This window comes from Vibrio sp. THAF64, assembly GCF_009363455.1.
Taxonomy (GTDB): domain Bacteria; phylum Pseudomonadota; class Gammaproteobacteria; order Enterobacterales; family Vibrionaceae; genus Vibrio; species Vibrio coralliilyticus.
Genome location: NZ_CP045355.1, coordinates 2,992,858 through 3,008,404, shown reverse-complemented (window position 1 = coordinate 3,008,404; position 15,547 = coordinate 2,992,858). Strand labels below are relative to the sequence as shown.

General features: G+C 47.1%; 13 protein-coding genes. 5 read left to right on the top strand and 8 right to left on the bottom strand.

Translation table 11 applies throughout. The features are described 5' to 3' along the window. Positions 1–43: 43 nt before the first annotated feature. Complete coding sequence (gene can, locus FIU99_RS13890) at positions 44–703, bottom strand: carbonate dehydratase (RefSeq protein WP_006958120.1); 660 nt, start codon at positions 701–703, stop codon at positions 44–46. A 354-nt stretch (positions 704–1,057) separates the two neighbouring features. Between can and FIU99_RS13885 the strand changes: the two genes are divergently transcribed. The 3 genes from FIU99_RS13885 to FIU99_RS13875 all read left to right on the top strand — a co-directional run bounded on the left by FIU99_RS13885 (position 1,058) and on the right by FIU99_RS13875 (position 4,615). Then, the gene (locus FIU99_RS13885; RefSeq protein ID WP_006958119.1) at positions 1,058–2,728 is read left to right on the top strand and encodes a SulP family inorganic anion transporter; all 1,671 of its coding nucleotides are present in this window, start codon (positions 1,058–1,060) and stop codon (positions 2,726–2,728) included. A gap of 200 nt (positions 2,729–2,928) precedes the next feature. Beyond that, complete coding sequence (locus FIU99_RS13880) at positions 2,929–3,843, top strand: ABC transporter ATP-binding protein (protein WP_006958118.1); 915 nt, start codon at positions 2,929–2,931, stop codon at positions 3,841–3,843. Position 3,844: 1 nt separating this feature from the next. Further along, complete coding sequence (locus FIU99_RS13875; RefSeq protein WP_006958117.1) at positions 3,845–4,615, top strand: ABC transporter permease; 771 nt, start codon at positions 3,845–3,847, stop codon at positions 4,613–4,615. A gap of 76 nt (positions 4,616–4,691) precedes the next feature. On the opposite strand, the gene panC is transcribed toward FIU99_RS13875, so the two are convergent. The 7 genes from panC to sfsA form a co-directional block, all read right to left on the bottom strand. Further along, positions 4,692–5,594, bottom strand: a complete 903-nt coding sequence (panC, locus tag FIU99_RS13870; RefSeq protein WP_006958116.1) for a pantoate--beta-alanine ligase — start codon at positions 5,592–5,594, stop codon at positions 4,692–4,694. Between the two features lie 11 nt (positions 5,595–5,605). Next, positions 5,606–6,400, bottom strand: coding sequence for a 3-methyl-2-oxobutanoate hydroxymethyltransferase (gene panB / locus FIU99_RS13865; RefSeq protein WP_006958115.1), 795 nt, complete (start codon positions 6,398–6,400; stop codon positions 5,606–5,608). 23 nt (positions 6,401–6,423) lie between these two features. Next, positions 6,424–6,909 (bottom strand): 2-amino-4-hydroxy-6-hydroxymethyldihydropteridine diphosphokinase, encoded by a 486-nt coding sequence (gene folK, locus FIU99_RS13860; RefSeq protein ID WP_006958114.1) that lies wholly within the window; start codon positions 6,907–6,909, stop codon positions 6,424–6,426. After that, entirely contained in the window at positions 6,906–8,276 is a 1,371-nt protein-coding gene (pcnB, locus tag FIU99_RS13855) for a polynucleotide adenylyltransferase PcnB (RefSeq protein WP_019276926.1), read from the bottom strand. The genes folK and pcnB overlap by 4 nt, the downstream gene beginning before the upstream one ends. Positions 8,277–8,389: 113 nt before the next feature. Next, positions 8,390–9,280: a tRNA glutamyl-Q(34) synthetase GluQRS gene (gluQRS, locus tag FIU99_RS13850; protein ID WP_006958113.1), complete on the bottom strand. Its 891-nt coding sequence runs from the start codon at positions 9,278–9,280 to the stop codon at positions 8,390–8,392. Positions 9,281–9,350: 70 nt separating this feature from the next. Next, the gene (gene dksA, locus FIU99_RS13845; RefSeq protein ID WP_006958112.1) at positions 9,351–9,797 is read right to left on the bottom strand and encodes an RNA polymerase-binding protein DksA; all 447 of its coding nucleotides are present in this window, start codon (positions 9,795–9,797) and stop codon (positions 9,351–9,353) included. Between the two features lie 139 nt (positions 9,798–9,936). Then, a complete protein-coding gene (gene sfsA / locus FIU99_RS13840) occupies positions 9,937–10,650 on the bottom strand; it encodes a DNA/RNA nuclease SfsA (RefSeq protein WP_006958111.1) in 714 nt (237 codons plus the stop codon). Positions 10,651–10,704: 54 nt separating this feature from the next. Between sfsA and hrpB the strand changes: the two genes are divergently transcribed. Together hrpB and mrcB are read left to right on the top strand one after the other, a co-directional pair. Then, complete coding sequence (gene hrpB / locus FIU99_RS13835; RefSeq protein WP_039951274.1) at positions 10,705–13,161, top strand: ATP-dependent helicase HrpB; 2,457 nt, start codon at positions 10,705–10,707, stop codon at positions 13,159–13,161. Then, positions 13,161–15,521, top strand: coding sequence for a penicillin-binding protein 1B (mrcB, locus tag FIU99_RS13830; RefSeq protein ID WP_006958109.1), 2,361 nt, complete (start codon positions 13,161–13,163; stop codon positions 15,519–15,521). Before hrpB ends, mrcB begins: the two co-directional genes overlap by 1 nt. The last annotated feature ends 26 nt before the right edge of the window (positions 15,522–15,547 follow it).

The window sequence follows — 15,547 nt, the reverse complement described above, 5'->3', positions numbered from 1 at the left end:
ATACGAATGTAAAAAGACCCGCCTTGTGCGGGTCTTTTGTTATCTAACCTAGTACAGGTGAAGATAGGATTTTATCTAAGGCTTCCTGATGACTGCTTTCTAACGTTTCTCTACTTGAGCAGCGTACACCTAAATCTTGCAGCTTGCCATTGCCGATACCGTAAACAACTCCGTGGATTTGAATCTCCTGGCCGCGTTCCCATGCTCCTTGCAAAATCGTTGAGTTGCCAAGGTTGTATACCTGTTCAGCAACGTTAATTTCGCACAGTTTGTCGCCCCACTGCTCACGTGGCAACGACTCGATTTCTGTTTTGTATTTGAGGTAGTTATCACGAATGTGCAGCAGCCAGTTATTGATCAGCCCTAACTGAGGGTTGTCGATTGCTGCGTTCACTCCTCCACAGCCATAGTGGCCGCAAATGATGATGTGTTTCACTTTCAGTACGTCTACTGCATACTGAACAACAGATAAACAGTTCAGATCCGTATGGACAACTTGGTTTGCGACATTCCGGTGAACGAAGAGCTCGCCTGAATACAGGCCGGTGAGGCGCTCAGCAGGCACTCGGCTGTCAGAGCAACCGATCCAAAGGAATCCAGGGTTCTGGCCTTCTTCAAGTTTTGCAAAGTACTCTGGTCGTTCAGCCTTAATGGATTCAGACCACTTTGAGTTGTTTTCAAAAAGCTGTTTTATTTCCGGCATCTTACAATCAATCCTTAACAATTCTTTCGCTACTATACACAATGTTACAATTTCGTTCCTGTCAAAACTGTGTAAAAAGGTACTCATCTGACGTGTTCTATCGTTAAAAACCATAAACTTAGTAGCGAACCTAACAAAGAGTTATAACGTGTGCCTGTTGGAACTAGAATGGCACTAACCTTGACCTAGGGTATTTGCTAGAATTTAATTTTCGATGGTGTTTCTCAGAAGATGGCGTCAATTTTTGCCCAAATTAACCACTTTTGGTGGGGTTATTCGGAAGGCCGTCTATTTTATGAGTAGCTCTCATTACCGAGTATCAAAGTAGCATTAATTAAGCAGTGGGGCTGAATTGTGTTTGGAAGTCGTTTTGAAGATATCAATATAAAAGGGGATGTCTTTGGTGGTGTCACCACCGCGATCATTTCTCTGCCATTGGCATTGGCGTTTGGTGTTGCCTCTGGTGCTGGCGCTGAAGCTGGCTTATGGGGCGCTATCTTGGTCGGATTGTTTGCCTCTTTATTTGGTGGTTCCAATTCGCTGATTTCCGAGCCTACAGGTCCAATGACGGTGATAATGACAGCCGTCCTTACCAGTATGATGGCCAAATATCCTGAGACAGGGATGGCGATGACGTTCACGGTTGTGATGATGGCCGGTGCGTTTCAGATATTACTTGGAACATTGAAGCTCGGAAAGTATGTTACCTTGATGCCGTATAGCGTGATTTCTGGCTTTATGTCAGGAATCGGCGTCATCCTGATTATCCTACAGCTATCGCCACTACTTGGTCATGCTGCTCCTTCAGGTGGTGTATTAGGAACCTTATCCGCTCTCCCTGACACCCTTGCCAACATGAAGTTTAGCGAGCTATTTCTTGGCCTGCTGACCTTAGGGATCTTGTTCTTCTTCCCGAAAAAATACCGTAAATACGTTCCGGCTCAGCTAGTGGCATTAATTACCGTTACTTTGCTATCCGTTATTATCTTTGATACTGAGGCTATCCGCCGCATTGGCGAGATACCTGCAGGTTTGCCGTCACTAGTGATTCCGCATATCGATGCTTCGATGTTTACCGAGATGGTTATTGATGCGCTAGTGTTGGGAACACTTGGGTGTATTGATACTCTGTTGACCGCCGTTATCGGAGATTCACTGACGCGTAAAGAGCATAACTCGGATAAAGAACTGCGTGGTCAAGGCTTGGCGAATATGATCTCTGGCCTTTTTGGTGCACTGCCGGGTGCTGGTGCAACCATGGGGACTGTAACTAACATTCAGGTCGGCGCTCGTTCCCCTCTGTCTGGTGTGATTCGTGCGCTAATGCTGGCGCTGGTGGTGTTGGTCGCTGGTGGCCTAACAGAGCCTATTCCAATGGCAGTTTTGGCTGGTATCGCCGTTTACGTTGGCTTCAACATCCTAGACTGGAGTTTCATCCAGCGCGCGCACAAAGTCAGCTTTGCCGGTATGGCTATTATGTATGGTGTGATGCTGCTGACGGTGTTTGTCGACCTGATTGTGGCGGTTGGACTTGGGGTCTTCATTTCAAACATCATTATCATTGAGCGTTTGAGCCGTGAGCAAGCGCGTCAGGTCAAAGCCATCAGTGATGCTGACGAAGATGACGTCCCTCTTACGGATAGTGAACGAGGCTTACTGGATAGAGCGAATGATAAAGTGCTGTTCTTCTATTTGTCTGGGCCGATGATTTTTAGCGTTTCAAAAGCGATCTCACGCCAGCATAGCAGTATTTCCGATTATGAAGTGATGATACTCGACCTGACGGATGTGCCTATGATTGATGTAACTGTCGGACTAGCGCTGGAAAATGCGATTAAAGATGCTCTTGAAGCGAATTGCCAAGTTTATCTTCTGTGTCCAAATGAAAGCACTCGTCAGCAATTAGAAAAATTCCATGTTATTGATTTAGTCCCTGAAGAAAACACCTACAGGTTCCGCTACGAGGCTCTCAAAGCGGCGTTGAAACACGTCGAGAGCGATGAGCATCAGTTTCAAGCTGTTTAAACTGATGAATACCTACCCACGCCGCTGACTCTCAGCGGCGTTTTTGCAACAAGGTTACAGCACTTCATATTTCCAAATAAATCGAATCGTGTAATTGTATTCATCGTTATTCAACGATAAACTGAATTACATTCGCGGCACTCTAACGGCATACGCACGTTACCCACATCCGCACAAAACCAACAATTACACTGAAAACTATGTACGCATTAGAAATTGAACAACTCCGCAAAACCTATGCGGGGGGATTTGAGGCGCTGAAGGGTATTAGCCTCAGTGTCGCCAAAGGCGACTTTTATGCCTTATTGGGGCCTAATGGTGCCGGTAAGTCGACGACCATTGGGGTGATCTCCTCTCTGGTCAACAAAACGTCTGGTAAGGTCAAAGTGTTTGGTTATGACATTGATCAGAACTTGGAGCTGGCCAAGCAGAATTTAGGTTTAGTACCTCAGGAGTTCAACTTCAATCAGTTTGAAACGGTTGAACAAATCGTGCTACAGCAGGCAGGGTACTATGGCGTATCCCGCACTTTGGCGAAACAAAGAGCCGAAAAGTATTTAACCAAGCTCGATTTATGGGAAAAGCGTAACGAACGTGCACGAAACTTATCTGGTGGAATGAAGCGTCGCCTGATGATCGCTCGTGCTTTGGTCCACGAGCCGAAGTTACTGATTCTGGATGAGCCTACTGCTGGAGTCGACATTGAACTGCGCCGTTCTATGTGGGAGTTTCTTAAGGAAATTAACCAAGAAGGCATCACGATTATTTTGACGACCCATTACCTTGAAGAAGCTGAAATGCTGTGTCGCAACATAGGTATCATCAGTAAAGGTGAGCTGATAGAAAACACCACAATGAAAGCGTTGTTGAACAAACTTCATGTGGAAACTTTCATTCTTGATTTGGAAGATGGGGTGGAAGTGCCTCTTTTGAAAGGCGTGAATAGCCAGAGTGTCGTCAACGGTTCACTAGAAATTGAAATCGAGAAGAGTGAAGGGCTCAATGCCATTTTTAGTCAATTGACAGAGCAGGGCATCAAAGTGCTGTCGATGCGTAATAAGGCCAATCGATTAGAAGAGCTGTTTGTGAATATTGTCCGCGAAGGAGGCCAGTAAAATGTACCGAATTTATTGGACTGCTTTTTGTAGCCTACTGACCAAAGAGGTTAATCGTTTTACTCGAATTTGGGTTCAGACACTAGTGCCACCGGCGATCACTATGACTCTGTACTTCATTATTTTTGGTAGCCTGATAGGTTCTCGAATTGGTGAAATGAACGGCTTTAGCTATATGGAATACATAGTGCCAGGCTTGATCATGATGTCTGTTATCACCAACTCATATTCCAATGTGGCTTCGTCCTTTTTCAGTGCTAAGTTCCAGAAAAATATCGAAGAGCTTTTGGTGGCTCCCGTCCCTAACTATGTGATCATTTGGGGCTTTGTCATGGGCGGAGTAGTACGTGGTTTACTGGTCGGTACCATTGTGACTTTTGTGTCGCTGTTCTTTGTTGATCTTCAAGTAGATCACTGGGGCATTATCATCGCAACCGTATTTATGACGTCAGTGGTGTTCTCATTGGGTGGCTTGATCAATGCGGTTTACGCGAAGACGTTCGATGATATTTCGATCATACCCACTTTTGTGCTGACTCCGCTCACTTATCTCGGTGGTGTCTTCTATTCAATTAGCCTGTTGCCTGAATTCTGGCAAGGCGTGTCGAAAATCAACCCGATTGTCTATATGGTCAATGCGTTCCGTTATGGTTTCTTGGGTGTTTCGGATGTTGGGATTGTGACCTCATTCGGTGTACTTGGTGTATTTGTCGTTGCCTTATATGCAGTAGCCCACTATTTGGTGACCAAAGGGATTGGCCTGAGAAGCTAATTGCCGCTTCGTTTATTGAGCTTAAAAGAAAAGGGTTGACGCTTTAACGTCAACCCTTTTTTGTGTTCGCTTCTCGTTATTCAGCGCTTTCTGATGAAGCTTCGGTGTTTTCTTCTTCCTTCGCCTCAACTGCCATTTCAACCACTTGATTATCGATCAAACGGGCTTGGCCTAAGAAAGCGGACATTAAGATCACCGCTTGAGTCGTTTCTGCTGTGACGGCTTGGAGAGTTCGTGCATCACGGATAAAAATCTCATCCGGCTGTAACCCAGCAGCGCGAAGCTGATCGCTGGCATCTTCAATCACAGAAGCGTAATCATCACGTCCCCCACGTATAGCGCTGCTGATCCAACGCATTGTACGTGCGAGTACCGGCGCACGTTGTCGTTCATCAATCGTCAGCAGGCCGTTGCGTGAGCTCATCGCTAGACCATCCATTTCACGTACCGTAGTGACGCCAACGATATTAATGTCCATTGCCAAATCTTCAGTCATTTTGCGAATGACAGCCAGCTGTTGGAAGTCTTTCTCACCGAAGCAAGCGGCGTCGGGTTGGACAATATTAAATAGCTTGGTTACCACTGTCGCAACACCACGGAAATGACCGGGGCGCGAGGCACCTTCAAGGATATTCGACAACCCAGTGACTTCGATTGAAGTTTGTTTGTCTAGACCCTCTGGATAAATGACTTCTGGGGTTGGTGTGAAAACAATCTCAACGCCTTCACCACTCAGTTTGCTGAGGTCATCTTCCAGGGTGCGTGGGTAGTTGTTAAGGTCATCACTGCGGTCAAACTGCATCGGGTTGACAAAAATGCTTACCACGACGACGTCAGCGTGCTCACGCGCTTTACGAACTAGAGTGAGGTGACCTTCATGCAGGTTCCCCATTGTCGGAACAAAGGCGATTTTGCGGCCGTCACGCTTATACTGTTTGATTTGCTCGCGAAGAGCGGCAATTTCAGCAAAAGTTTGCATCAGTCAAATCCTTACGCAATTGTGTGGGCTTCACCTGGGAATGCGCCACTTTCAACTTCGTCTTTGTACATAGCTACAGCTTTACGCATGTCGCCCGTTTCAGCAAGGAAGTTCTTTGAGAACTTCGGCATGTAATTGGCTGAAATTCCAAACATATCATGCATGACTAAGATCTGGCCGTCGGTGGCATTGCCAGCACCGATACCGATGACAGGTACGTCACATACTTCAGTAATGCGCGCTGCAAGATCACGTGGTACACACTCAAGCAAGATCACCTGCGCACCCGCTTCTTGAAGTGCCAATGCGTCGCGAACCATACGGTCTGCTTTGTCTTGATCACGCCCTTGAACTTTAAAACCACCAAAGATATTGACCGATTGTGGCGTCAGACCTAAGTGAGCACACACAGGTACGGCACGCTCGGTTAGCATTTTGACTGTATCGACTAGCCAATCGCCGCCTTCAATTTTGACCATGTTTGCACCAGCTCGCATGATCTGAGCGGCACTTTCGCACGCTTGCTCAGGTGTCGCGTAGCTCATGAATGGCATATCAGCCATCAGCAGGCAGTTAGGGCTGCCAGCACGCACACAGCGAGTATGGTAAGCAATCTCTTCCACTGTCACTGGGAGTGTGTCACGTGTGCCTTGCAGAACCATGCCCAGTGAATCGCCAACCAGTAGTACTGGCATTTCTTCACTTTCGAACAGTTGAGCGAAGCTCGCGTCATAAGCTGTAGAAGTAGCAAATTTACGACCTTCCTGCTTCCAGTTCATTAGGTCGTTTATGGTGATTTTTTTCATGATTTTTCCTTTTAAGGAGTTGGCTATGATTGCCAAATACGCAGACCGTTTTGCTCAACGACTTTTAATAGGTCTTCCAGTCTGGTCCCACATGGGAGGGTTAAATTTGGTGCGATTTCCGCGAGCGGGTAGAGCACGAATTCGCGCTCCTTCATTCCATAGTGAGGAACAGTCAGACGCTCGGAATCCATCACCTCATTGCCGTAAAGAACAATATCTAAGTCCAGGGTTCTTGGGCCCCATCGCTCATCTTTACGGACACGCCCTTGCTCTTGCTCGATAGCTTGAGTGCAATTGAGCAGTTCAAGTGGCGTTAATTCAGTTGTGATTTCGACCACCGCATTGATGTAATCCGGTTGGTCTTGCGGCCCCATTGGGGTACTGCTATACAAGTTTGAGCTTTGCTTAAACTGGGATTTTGGCAGTTGCTTAAGCGCTTCGATAGCATCATTCGCCTGTGTAACGGGATCAGCAAGATTACTGCCCACCGCAATAAAAACAGTGATCATGATGTTGAAGCCTTGGTTTTTTTCTTGCGAAATGGTTTACGACGACGCTTTTTGCCCTGCTCAGGAGACTCTGCGTCCAAATCTGCCACCATGGACTGACGCATGTTGCGCCCTGCGTTTTGGAAGGTTTCCCACCATTTGGCTAATTGTTCAGTTTCACCACCTTCAATTTCACCGCGCATTTCAAGAAAATCAAAGCCAGCACGGAACTTGTTAAGTTCCATTAAGCGGAAAGCGCGTTTGCCATTACGACGTGGCATACGCAGTTGCAATTGCCAGATTTCGCGAATCGTTGCGGTATGGCGGCGAGGGATTGCAATAGTACGAACCTGTTCATCAAGGATGTAATTACTGGCTTCCATTATCGCATCATAGGCAGAGAGTTTACGCTTCTCCATCAGCAGTTCGGCACGGGCTTGCAGTGGGTACCACAACATAGCCGCGAACATGAAAGCAGGATTAATTCGTTTGCCTTCTTCAATGCGTTGATCAGTAGAATCTAAAACGAGATCCAGCATCTGCTCGGTTTTTGAGGAGTATTCCTCTGTGAAGTCTTCAGAGATAACAGGGAAGAGTTGCTGGAATAGGTTGTACTCACGCATCAGGTGGTAGGTTTCTAAACCATAACCTGATTGCAGCATCTTGAGTGATTCTTCGTACAGGCGTGCCGATGGAATATCACGTAGCAGTGGTGACATTTCTTCAATAGGTGCTGCTGTATCTTCCTCGATATCGAAGTCTAGCTTTACGGCAAAGCGAATGGCACGCAGCATGCGCACTGGATCTTCGCGATAACGCGTTTCAGGATCGCCAATCAGGCGTACTAATCGGTCTTCTAAATCTTCATTACCGCCAGCATAGTCATGAATCGCATAATCACCGATGTTGTAGTACATCGCATTGATAGTGAAGTCACGGCGTTCCGCGTCTTCGTCAATGGTGCCATAGACGTTATCGCGCAACAGCATGCCTTCTTTCGATTGCTGAGAAATATTTTTGCTGGTTTCTTGATGGTGACCACGGAAAGTTGCTACTTCAATAATATCGCGGCCAAACATGATATGCGCCAGACGAAAACGGCGGCCAATCAGGCGGCAATTCTTGAACAACTGGCGAATTTGCTCAGGTGTGGCATTGGTTGCGATATCGAAATCTTTTGGGTTCTGTGCAAGTAGCAGATCGCGCACGCCTCCACCGACAAGGAAGGCATCAAAGCCTGCACCATGAAGTCGGTATAGCACCTTCAATGCATTGTCGCTGATTTGCTTGCGAGAGATATTATGCTCTTGGCGAGTAATAATGTTCAGAGATAACTCTGGATAACTGTCTTTTTCGCTTGGTGTATAGTCGTTTTTAGTCATGTGCATCTGTTACTCATTAGCGAGGCATGTCTTGAAATACCTAGTGTTGAGTATGCCTGTATAGGACTTGCTGATGATTCCGTTTATGCCCTTGGGGCGAATTTGCGGCTAATAATAGCTTACAGTGAGCGGTTTGAGAATCTTGCTTTGATTTCAGTCGTGTCAGGTAACTGGTTGATATGCCAGTTTTTGACTCCCCACTCTATGATATCTTCTATATCAGCCTGTTCAATTTCCCTATTAATATCAAAACCTAAGAAGCGCATGGCTTCAATCAAAGCGGGTTTTGGGTTGCCATTATCAATCGCTGGCGCATGGTTCTGCTTGGATAACTTATGACCATGTTCATCGAGTGCTAAAGGCAGGTGCAGATAACGAATGGGTGTTTTTCCCAGTATCTGATAGAGACTGAGCTGTCTCCCCGTTGGCTCGATCAAATCGGCGCCACGGACGACTTCAGTCACCCCTTGCTCAATATCATCCAATACTACTGCAAGGTTATACGCAAATAATCCGTCTCGGCGCTTTATAATAAAATCTTCATCTGCCAGTTGCGAGGGAATGTTGAGTCGGCCGTGTTTGCGATCATCAAAATGGTAGACTGGATGCGTCATCTTGAGGCGAATCGCACACTCAGAATGATTCGTCAGTGTGAGCTGACGGCAGGTTCCGTTGTAAAAGCCACCCATTGCTTTCACCTGCTTACGCGTGCATTGGCAGTAATACGCTTGCTGTGCGTCTAGCCATCGCTCTATCTGTTCTTGATACAAATCGTGTCGCTGGCTTTGATAGACCACCTCACCGTCCCAGTGAAGGTGATAGGCGTCGAGCGTGTTGAGGATTAAGTCGGAAGCTCCGGGCATTTCTCTCGGTGGATCAAGGTCTTCGATTCGAACCAACCATTGTCCTTGTTGAGATTTGGCCTGTAAGTAACTGCCTAGCGCGGCAACCAAAGAGCCGAAATGAAGCGGGCCTGAAGGTGACGGGGCAAAGCGTCCTATATAACTCATACACTTTTTGTCGCAATAAAACTAAAAAGGGAGCATACGCTCCCTTGATTCTTTGGTCAAAAGCAGTGGTTTAGCCTTGCATCTGCTTTTCTTTGATCTCGGCCAGAGTCTTACAATCAATACACAGATCTGCAGTTGGGCGAGCTTCCAGACGACGAATACCAATCTCGATACCACAAGAGTCACAGAAGCCAAACTCATCTTCTTCGATTTTGTTCAGCGTTTTCTCGATCTTCTTGATTAGGCGACGTTCGCGGTCACGGTTGCGCAGCTCTAGGCTGAATTCTTCTTCCTGAGACGCACGGTCAACTGGATCTGGGAAATTTGCCGCTTCGTCCTGCATATGGTGAACGGTGCGATCAACTTCTTCCCTGAGCTGGTTGCGCCATGCTGTCAAAATTTTCGTGAAATGAGCCAGTTGCTCTGGTGACATGTACTCTTCACCAGCTTTCTCTGTGTATGGCTCAACCCCTGCAATGGCTAGGATGCCTAGCGCTTTTTTCTTCGATTCTGGCATGCAGCATCTCCTACTAACACCTAGTCAACTGCGCTCGCAGTTAAATTTTAAGGCGGCTATCTATAGCAAAAAGAACAATTCGAGGCAAACTCTAGAGAGTAAACTTGCTGCCTATGTGAAGGCGACATCATTTTTTCTCTCAATAGGTGAAATTGATACGTTCCACCAGCTTCATCTCGGTGTTTGAAAGCTCCGCTTTGTAGCACAAAACTTCCACCCCTTGTTCCTGTGCGCTTTTCAACAATTGTGAATATTTTGCGTCTATATGGTGTGCTGGAGAGACTTTTTCAATCCCTGAATGTAAAACAGTGAACAAAAGTACTGCTCTGCTTCCATTTTGCGCCATTTCTGTGAGCTCTCTCAGGTGCTTTTGACCACGGGTGGTCACAGCATCGGGAAAGTAGCCTTGTCCTTGTTTTTCCTCATCAAGTAGCGTAACGCTTTTCACCTCTATATAGCACGTTGGTAGGTGTTGTGATTTGAGCAAGATATCAATCCGGCTATTTTCACTACCGTATTTGACCTCTGTTTTGAGCTGCTCATAACCTTGTAATTCTTCAATAACACCCGCTTCAATTGCTTCAACCGCCAATTGATTGGCACGTGCAGTGTTGATGCAAATACGATGCCCATTCGAAGTTTGTGTCAGCTCCCAACTATTGGGGTATTTGCGTTTAGGGTTATCGGATGTGGAGTACCAAACGGTGTTGCCGGCAGTCGCACAACCGGTCATTGCCCCTGTGTTGGCACAGTGAATGGTACGTTCGCTGTCATCTGGCAAGGTAATATCAGCCAGAAAGCGCTTGTAGCGCTTAATTAAGATTGCAGATTCGAGTGGGGGATCAAACTTCATTTAGAACTGGATTTATGTACAATATTCACATCATTACACCATAAGGTTTTTCCATTGTCACAGCTGCCTATCGAGAGCGTGATGCATGAGCTACTCTCAAGCGTGCGAACTCGTTCTCAAGTTATCCTCAAAGCTGCGCCCGGTGCCGGTAAATCCACCTACTTTCCTCTGCAATTGCTTCGTGAGAATGTTGTTGAAGGGAAAATCATCATGCTTGAACCCAGACGTCTTGCTGCGCGTAACATCGCTCGTTATTTGGCTCAGCAACTGGGAGAAAATATCGGTCAGCAGGTGGGTTATAGAGTGCGGGGAGAAACCAAAGTAGGCCCAGATACTAAGTTGGAGATTGTGACTGAGGGCATTATGACCCGAATGATCCAGTCAGATCCTGAACTGGATGGTATCTCACTGCTAATTTTTGATGAATTTCATGAACGTAGCATTCATGCCGATACCGCATTGGCATTCAGCCTCGAGATTCAAGAAGCATTTCGTGAGGATCTAAAGCTGGTGGTGATGTCGGCAACACTTGATCAGCGAGCGCTGAGCCAACTGATGCCGGATGCAACATATATTGAATCTCAAGGTCGCAGTTTTCCTGTTGAATATCGCTATCAACCGCTAAAACCAAATGAGCGATTGGAAGAGGTGATGGCTAAGCAAATTGCTTCGCTGCTCAGCAAAGAATCTGGCTCTGTTTTGGCTTTTTTACCTGGTGTTGCGGCAATAAAGCGTGTGGCTGAGAGAATGGGTGACCTGCCAGATAACGTCGAAGTATGCCCTTTGTACGGACAACTTAGTTTTGCTCAGCAGCAAGCGGCAATTCAGTCTGCACCTAACGGTAAACGTAAGGTGGTGCTGGCGACCAATATTGCTGAAACGTCATTAACGATCGAAGGCATTCGTTTGGTTGTGGATGCAGGGTTAGAGCGAGTGGCGAAGTTTGATTTAAAAAGCGGTGTGACAAAACTGGATCAAAGTAGAATTGCGCAATCTTCAGCCGAGCAACGTGCAGGGCGTGCCGGGCGTATTGAGCCGGGGATTTGCCTGCGTCTGTTCAGTGAAAGCCAGTTGAATCAGCAACCAGACGTGCCTCAGGCTGAAATTCTTCACTCAGATTTGGCAGCATTAACATTAGAGTTAGCGCAATGGGGTGCAGCGGATGCCACTGAGCTGAAATGGCTTGATATCCCTCCTCAGATTAGCCTGAATCAATCTCGCCGTTTACTGAACAAACTGGGGCTTTTAGATGACAAACATCAGTTAACCGAACATGGTCGGCTGGCAAGCGAGCTCGGTGTTGAGCCGCGAATCGCTGCGATGTTGATGTACTCTGAGCAACAGTGCTGGAAAAATACCGCCTCAGCGGTGGCTGCTTTAATAGAAGAGCCTGAGCGCAACGTGCTTGATTTCATGCACAGTATTGATTGCTTTAAGCGCGGCCTTCACAGCAAACAGAAAATCGTGCTGCAGCGCGGACAAGCTTTGGCGCGTAAGTTATCTGTGAACTTTTCGCTTGAAGAAGTTGATGAATCTCTAGTCGCAGTGATTTTGGCGACGGCTTTTCCGGACCGTATTGGTCAACTTAGAAAAGGACAGGCGGGTAAATTCTTATTGGCGAACGGTCATGGTGCTGAAATGGCCGATGACGAACGACTCTCGACCGCTGAGTATTTGGTGGTGGCTGATTTGATGCGCAGCCACTCTGATGCTTCTAGAGTTTTTCTCGCAGCAGAACTGGACATAACTGCAATCGAGAAATGGCTTCCTCACTTGATTGAAGAGAAAGAGAGTGTCGATTGGGATGACAACAAAGGGCGATTGATAGCAGAACATCAACGTAACCTTGGGCGATTGGTGATTGAACGTCGTCCACTCCCTGAGCCAGATAAACAAAAAATTACTCAGGCTTTACTCAACTGTGTCCGTCGAAAAGGCTTGGGCGTATTAAACTGGTCAACAAGCAGTCTAGAAACCTTAGAGCGTATTCGCTGCGCAGCTGAATGGTTACCAGAACATCAATGGCCCGGTGTTTCTGATGCAGAATTGTTGGACAATCTAGAACAATGGTTAGAGCCTTATCTAGTTGGAGTAAGTTCACTTAAAGCGCTAGCTAAAGTGGATTTGGAGCCTGCCCTAATGGCTTATATTGCTTGGCCACTCAGTCAGGAAATCGACCAATGGTTACCGACGCACTATATCGTACCTACAGGTTCGAAGAAGAAGATACGTTATCAATTCGGTCAAGAGCCAGTACTTTCGGTGCGAATGCAGGAAATGTTTGGCGAACAGAGGTCGCCTCACATTGCTGAGGGGCGTAAAACCTTAGTGGTGGAATTACTATCCCCAGCACAGCGACCGCTGCAAGTAACGCAGGATTTAGCTAGCTTTTGGGCGGGAGCATACAAAGAAGTGCAAAAAGAAATGAAAGGGCGTTATCCAAAGCACGTTTGGCCAGACGATCCGGCTAACCATATGGCAACGACCAAAACTAAGCGACAACTGAAATAATGACCAAGAAAAAAACACCTGCGAGCAGCAAAGCCAAAACAACTAAGAAGCCAGGTCGCAAAAGGGCGACAGCGAGACGCAAGCCAACAAAAAAAGGCCAACGTAGCTGGTTGAAAATTGTATGGGGAGTAACCTGGAAGCTCGGTTTAGCTGGGTTTGCCTTGCTACTGTTTGTTGGTATTTACTTAGACAGTGTGGTTAAACAACGTTTTGAAGGTCAGTTGTTTGATCTGCCGACCGTGGTTTACGCTCGCATTCTTAACCTCTCTCCGGGTGATTCGATTTCGATTCAGGAAGTTCGCAATGAACTCGATGTGCTCAACTACCGTAAAGTACGTCAGCCCCATTACCCGGGGGAGTATTCGTCGTCGTCAACCAAAATTGAACTGATTCGCCGTCCTTTTGAGTTTACTGATGGGCCTGAGCCTGATCGTCACGTGATGCTGCACTTTGACGGTTCAGGCTTACTTCGCATTCAGTCGCTCGAATCCTCCGGTGATCTTGGCTATTTGCGGATCGAGCCGAAGATGTTGGGGATGTTGGAGAAAAATCATGATGAGCAGCGTCTGTTCTTGAGGCGTGACCAGTTTCCTGAAGTCATGGTTGATGCATTACTGGCTACTGAAGACAGAGACTTTTATCAGCATGATGGAGTTTCACCGTTTGCGATTGCCCGTGCATTAGTTGCCAATGTCAAAGCGGGTCGTACGGTGCAAGGCGGGAGTACCCTGACTCAGCAGCTCGCGAAGAACATCTTTCTCTCCAGTGATCGAACGCTTTGGCGTAAGATCCGTGAAGCCTACATCGCATTGATCATTGATTATCGCTACAGCAAAGATCGTATTCTGGAAGGCTATCTTAATGAAGTGTATTTAGGACAAAGTCGCGGAGAAGCCATTCACGGTTTTGGGTTAGCTTCCCGCTTATACTTTGGGCAGCCGATTCAAGAACTGCGCATTGACCAGCTCGCATTACTGGTGGGTATGGTAAAGGGGCCATCCTACTACAACCCGGTACGCTTTCCTGAGCGAGCCAAAGAGCGTCGAGATTTAGTGCTTCGTCTGATGATGCAGCAGGGGATCTTGAGTGCTAACCAGTACGACATGGCAGCTAGTCGCCCGCTGGACATTCAGGATAACCCTCGTATTGCTAGCCGTCAGCCGGCTTACTTTCAGCAGTTGAAGATTGAGCTGAAAGAGAAAGTTGGTGATGCGTTTCAGTCGGACATTGGTCTCAGGGTGTTTACATCTCTCGATCCGGTTTCTCAACAAGAGCTGGAACAGGCCATTGCCAAGAAAATACCTCAGCTTAGCAAAGTCGCAGGCAAGTCACTCGAAGGGGCAGCGATCGCTGTTGACCGCCATACCGGTGAAATTCGCGCTATGGTCGGGGGTAAACGAACAGGGTACGACGGATTCAATCGTGCGCTTAACGCCAGTCGTCAAATTGGATCGTTAGCCAAACCAGCAGTCTATCTCACCGCTTTGGAGCAGCCTGACAAATACAATCTGGCTACGACTTTGCACGATAAACCGATCAGCCTTAAGGGTTCAAAAGGCAGTGTTTGGTCGCCGCGCAACTATGACCGTAAGTTTCGAGGGGACGTGCCTTTGTATATTGCATTGGCAAAATCTCTCAACGTACCGACAGTGCAGCTAGGTATGCAGCTCGGCATTCGAAATGTTGTCAATACTTTGGAGAAGTTGGGTGTTGACCGAAATGAAATTCGTCCTGTGCCGTCAATGTTCCTTGGTTCCTTCACATTAACGCCATTCCAGGTCGCGCAGATGTATCAGACGTTGACCAATTCGGGTAAGCGGGCGCCCTTGTCTGCGCTGCGTTCGGTGGTCGATTTAGAAGGTAATGCGCTGTATCAGTCACTGCCGCGAATGTCTCAAACTATCGACCAGCAAGCAGCTTGGCTGACGACCTACGCTATGAAACGCGGCGTCTTAGAAGGCACTGGCCGTTATCTCAACAGCCAGTTTGGCTGGGCGGCGTTAGCTGGAAAAACGGGAACCAGTAACGATACGCGTGACAGCTGGTTTGTTGGTGTCGATGGACGCGAAGTAACAACTATCTGGCTTGGTCGAGATGATAATAAGCCAACAAAACTTACGGGTTCCAGCGGTGCGTTACGAGTCTATGCAGAATATCTCAACCACCGCATACCGGAAAAACTGACGTTACCTTGGCCAACGGGAATCAGTACTCTTGGTTTTTCTCATACTGAACAAGGCAGCCTGCAACTGGACTGCGATAATCAGTTTAAGCTGCCAGTTTGGGACACAAACAATGTGCTCAAGCAGCAGTGTGACAGCAAACCCACTCAATGGATTAAGAAAATATTTAGTTGGTAAACAGTTGGTTGTGTCAATAATATAAA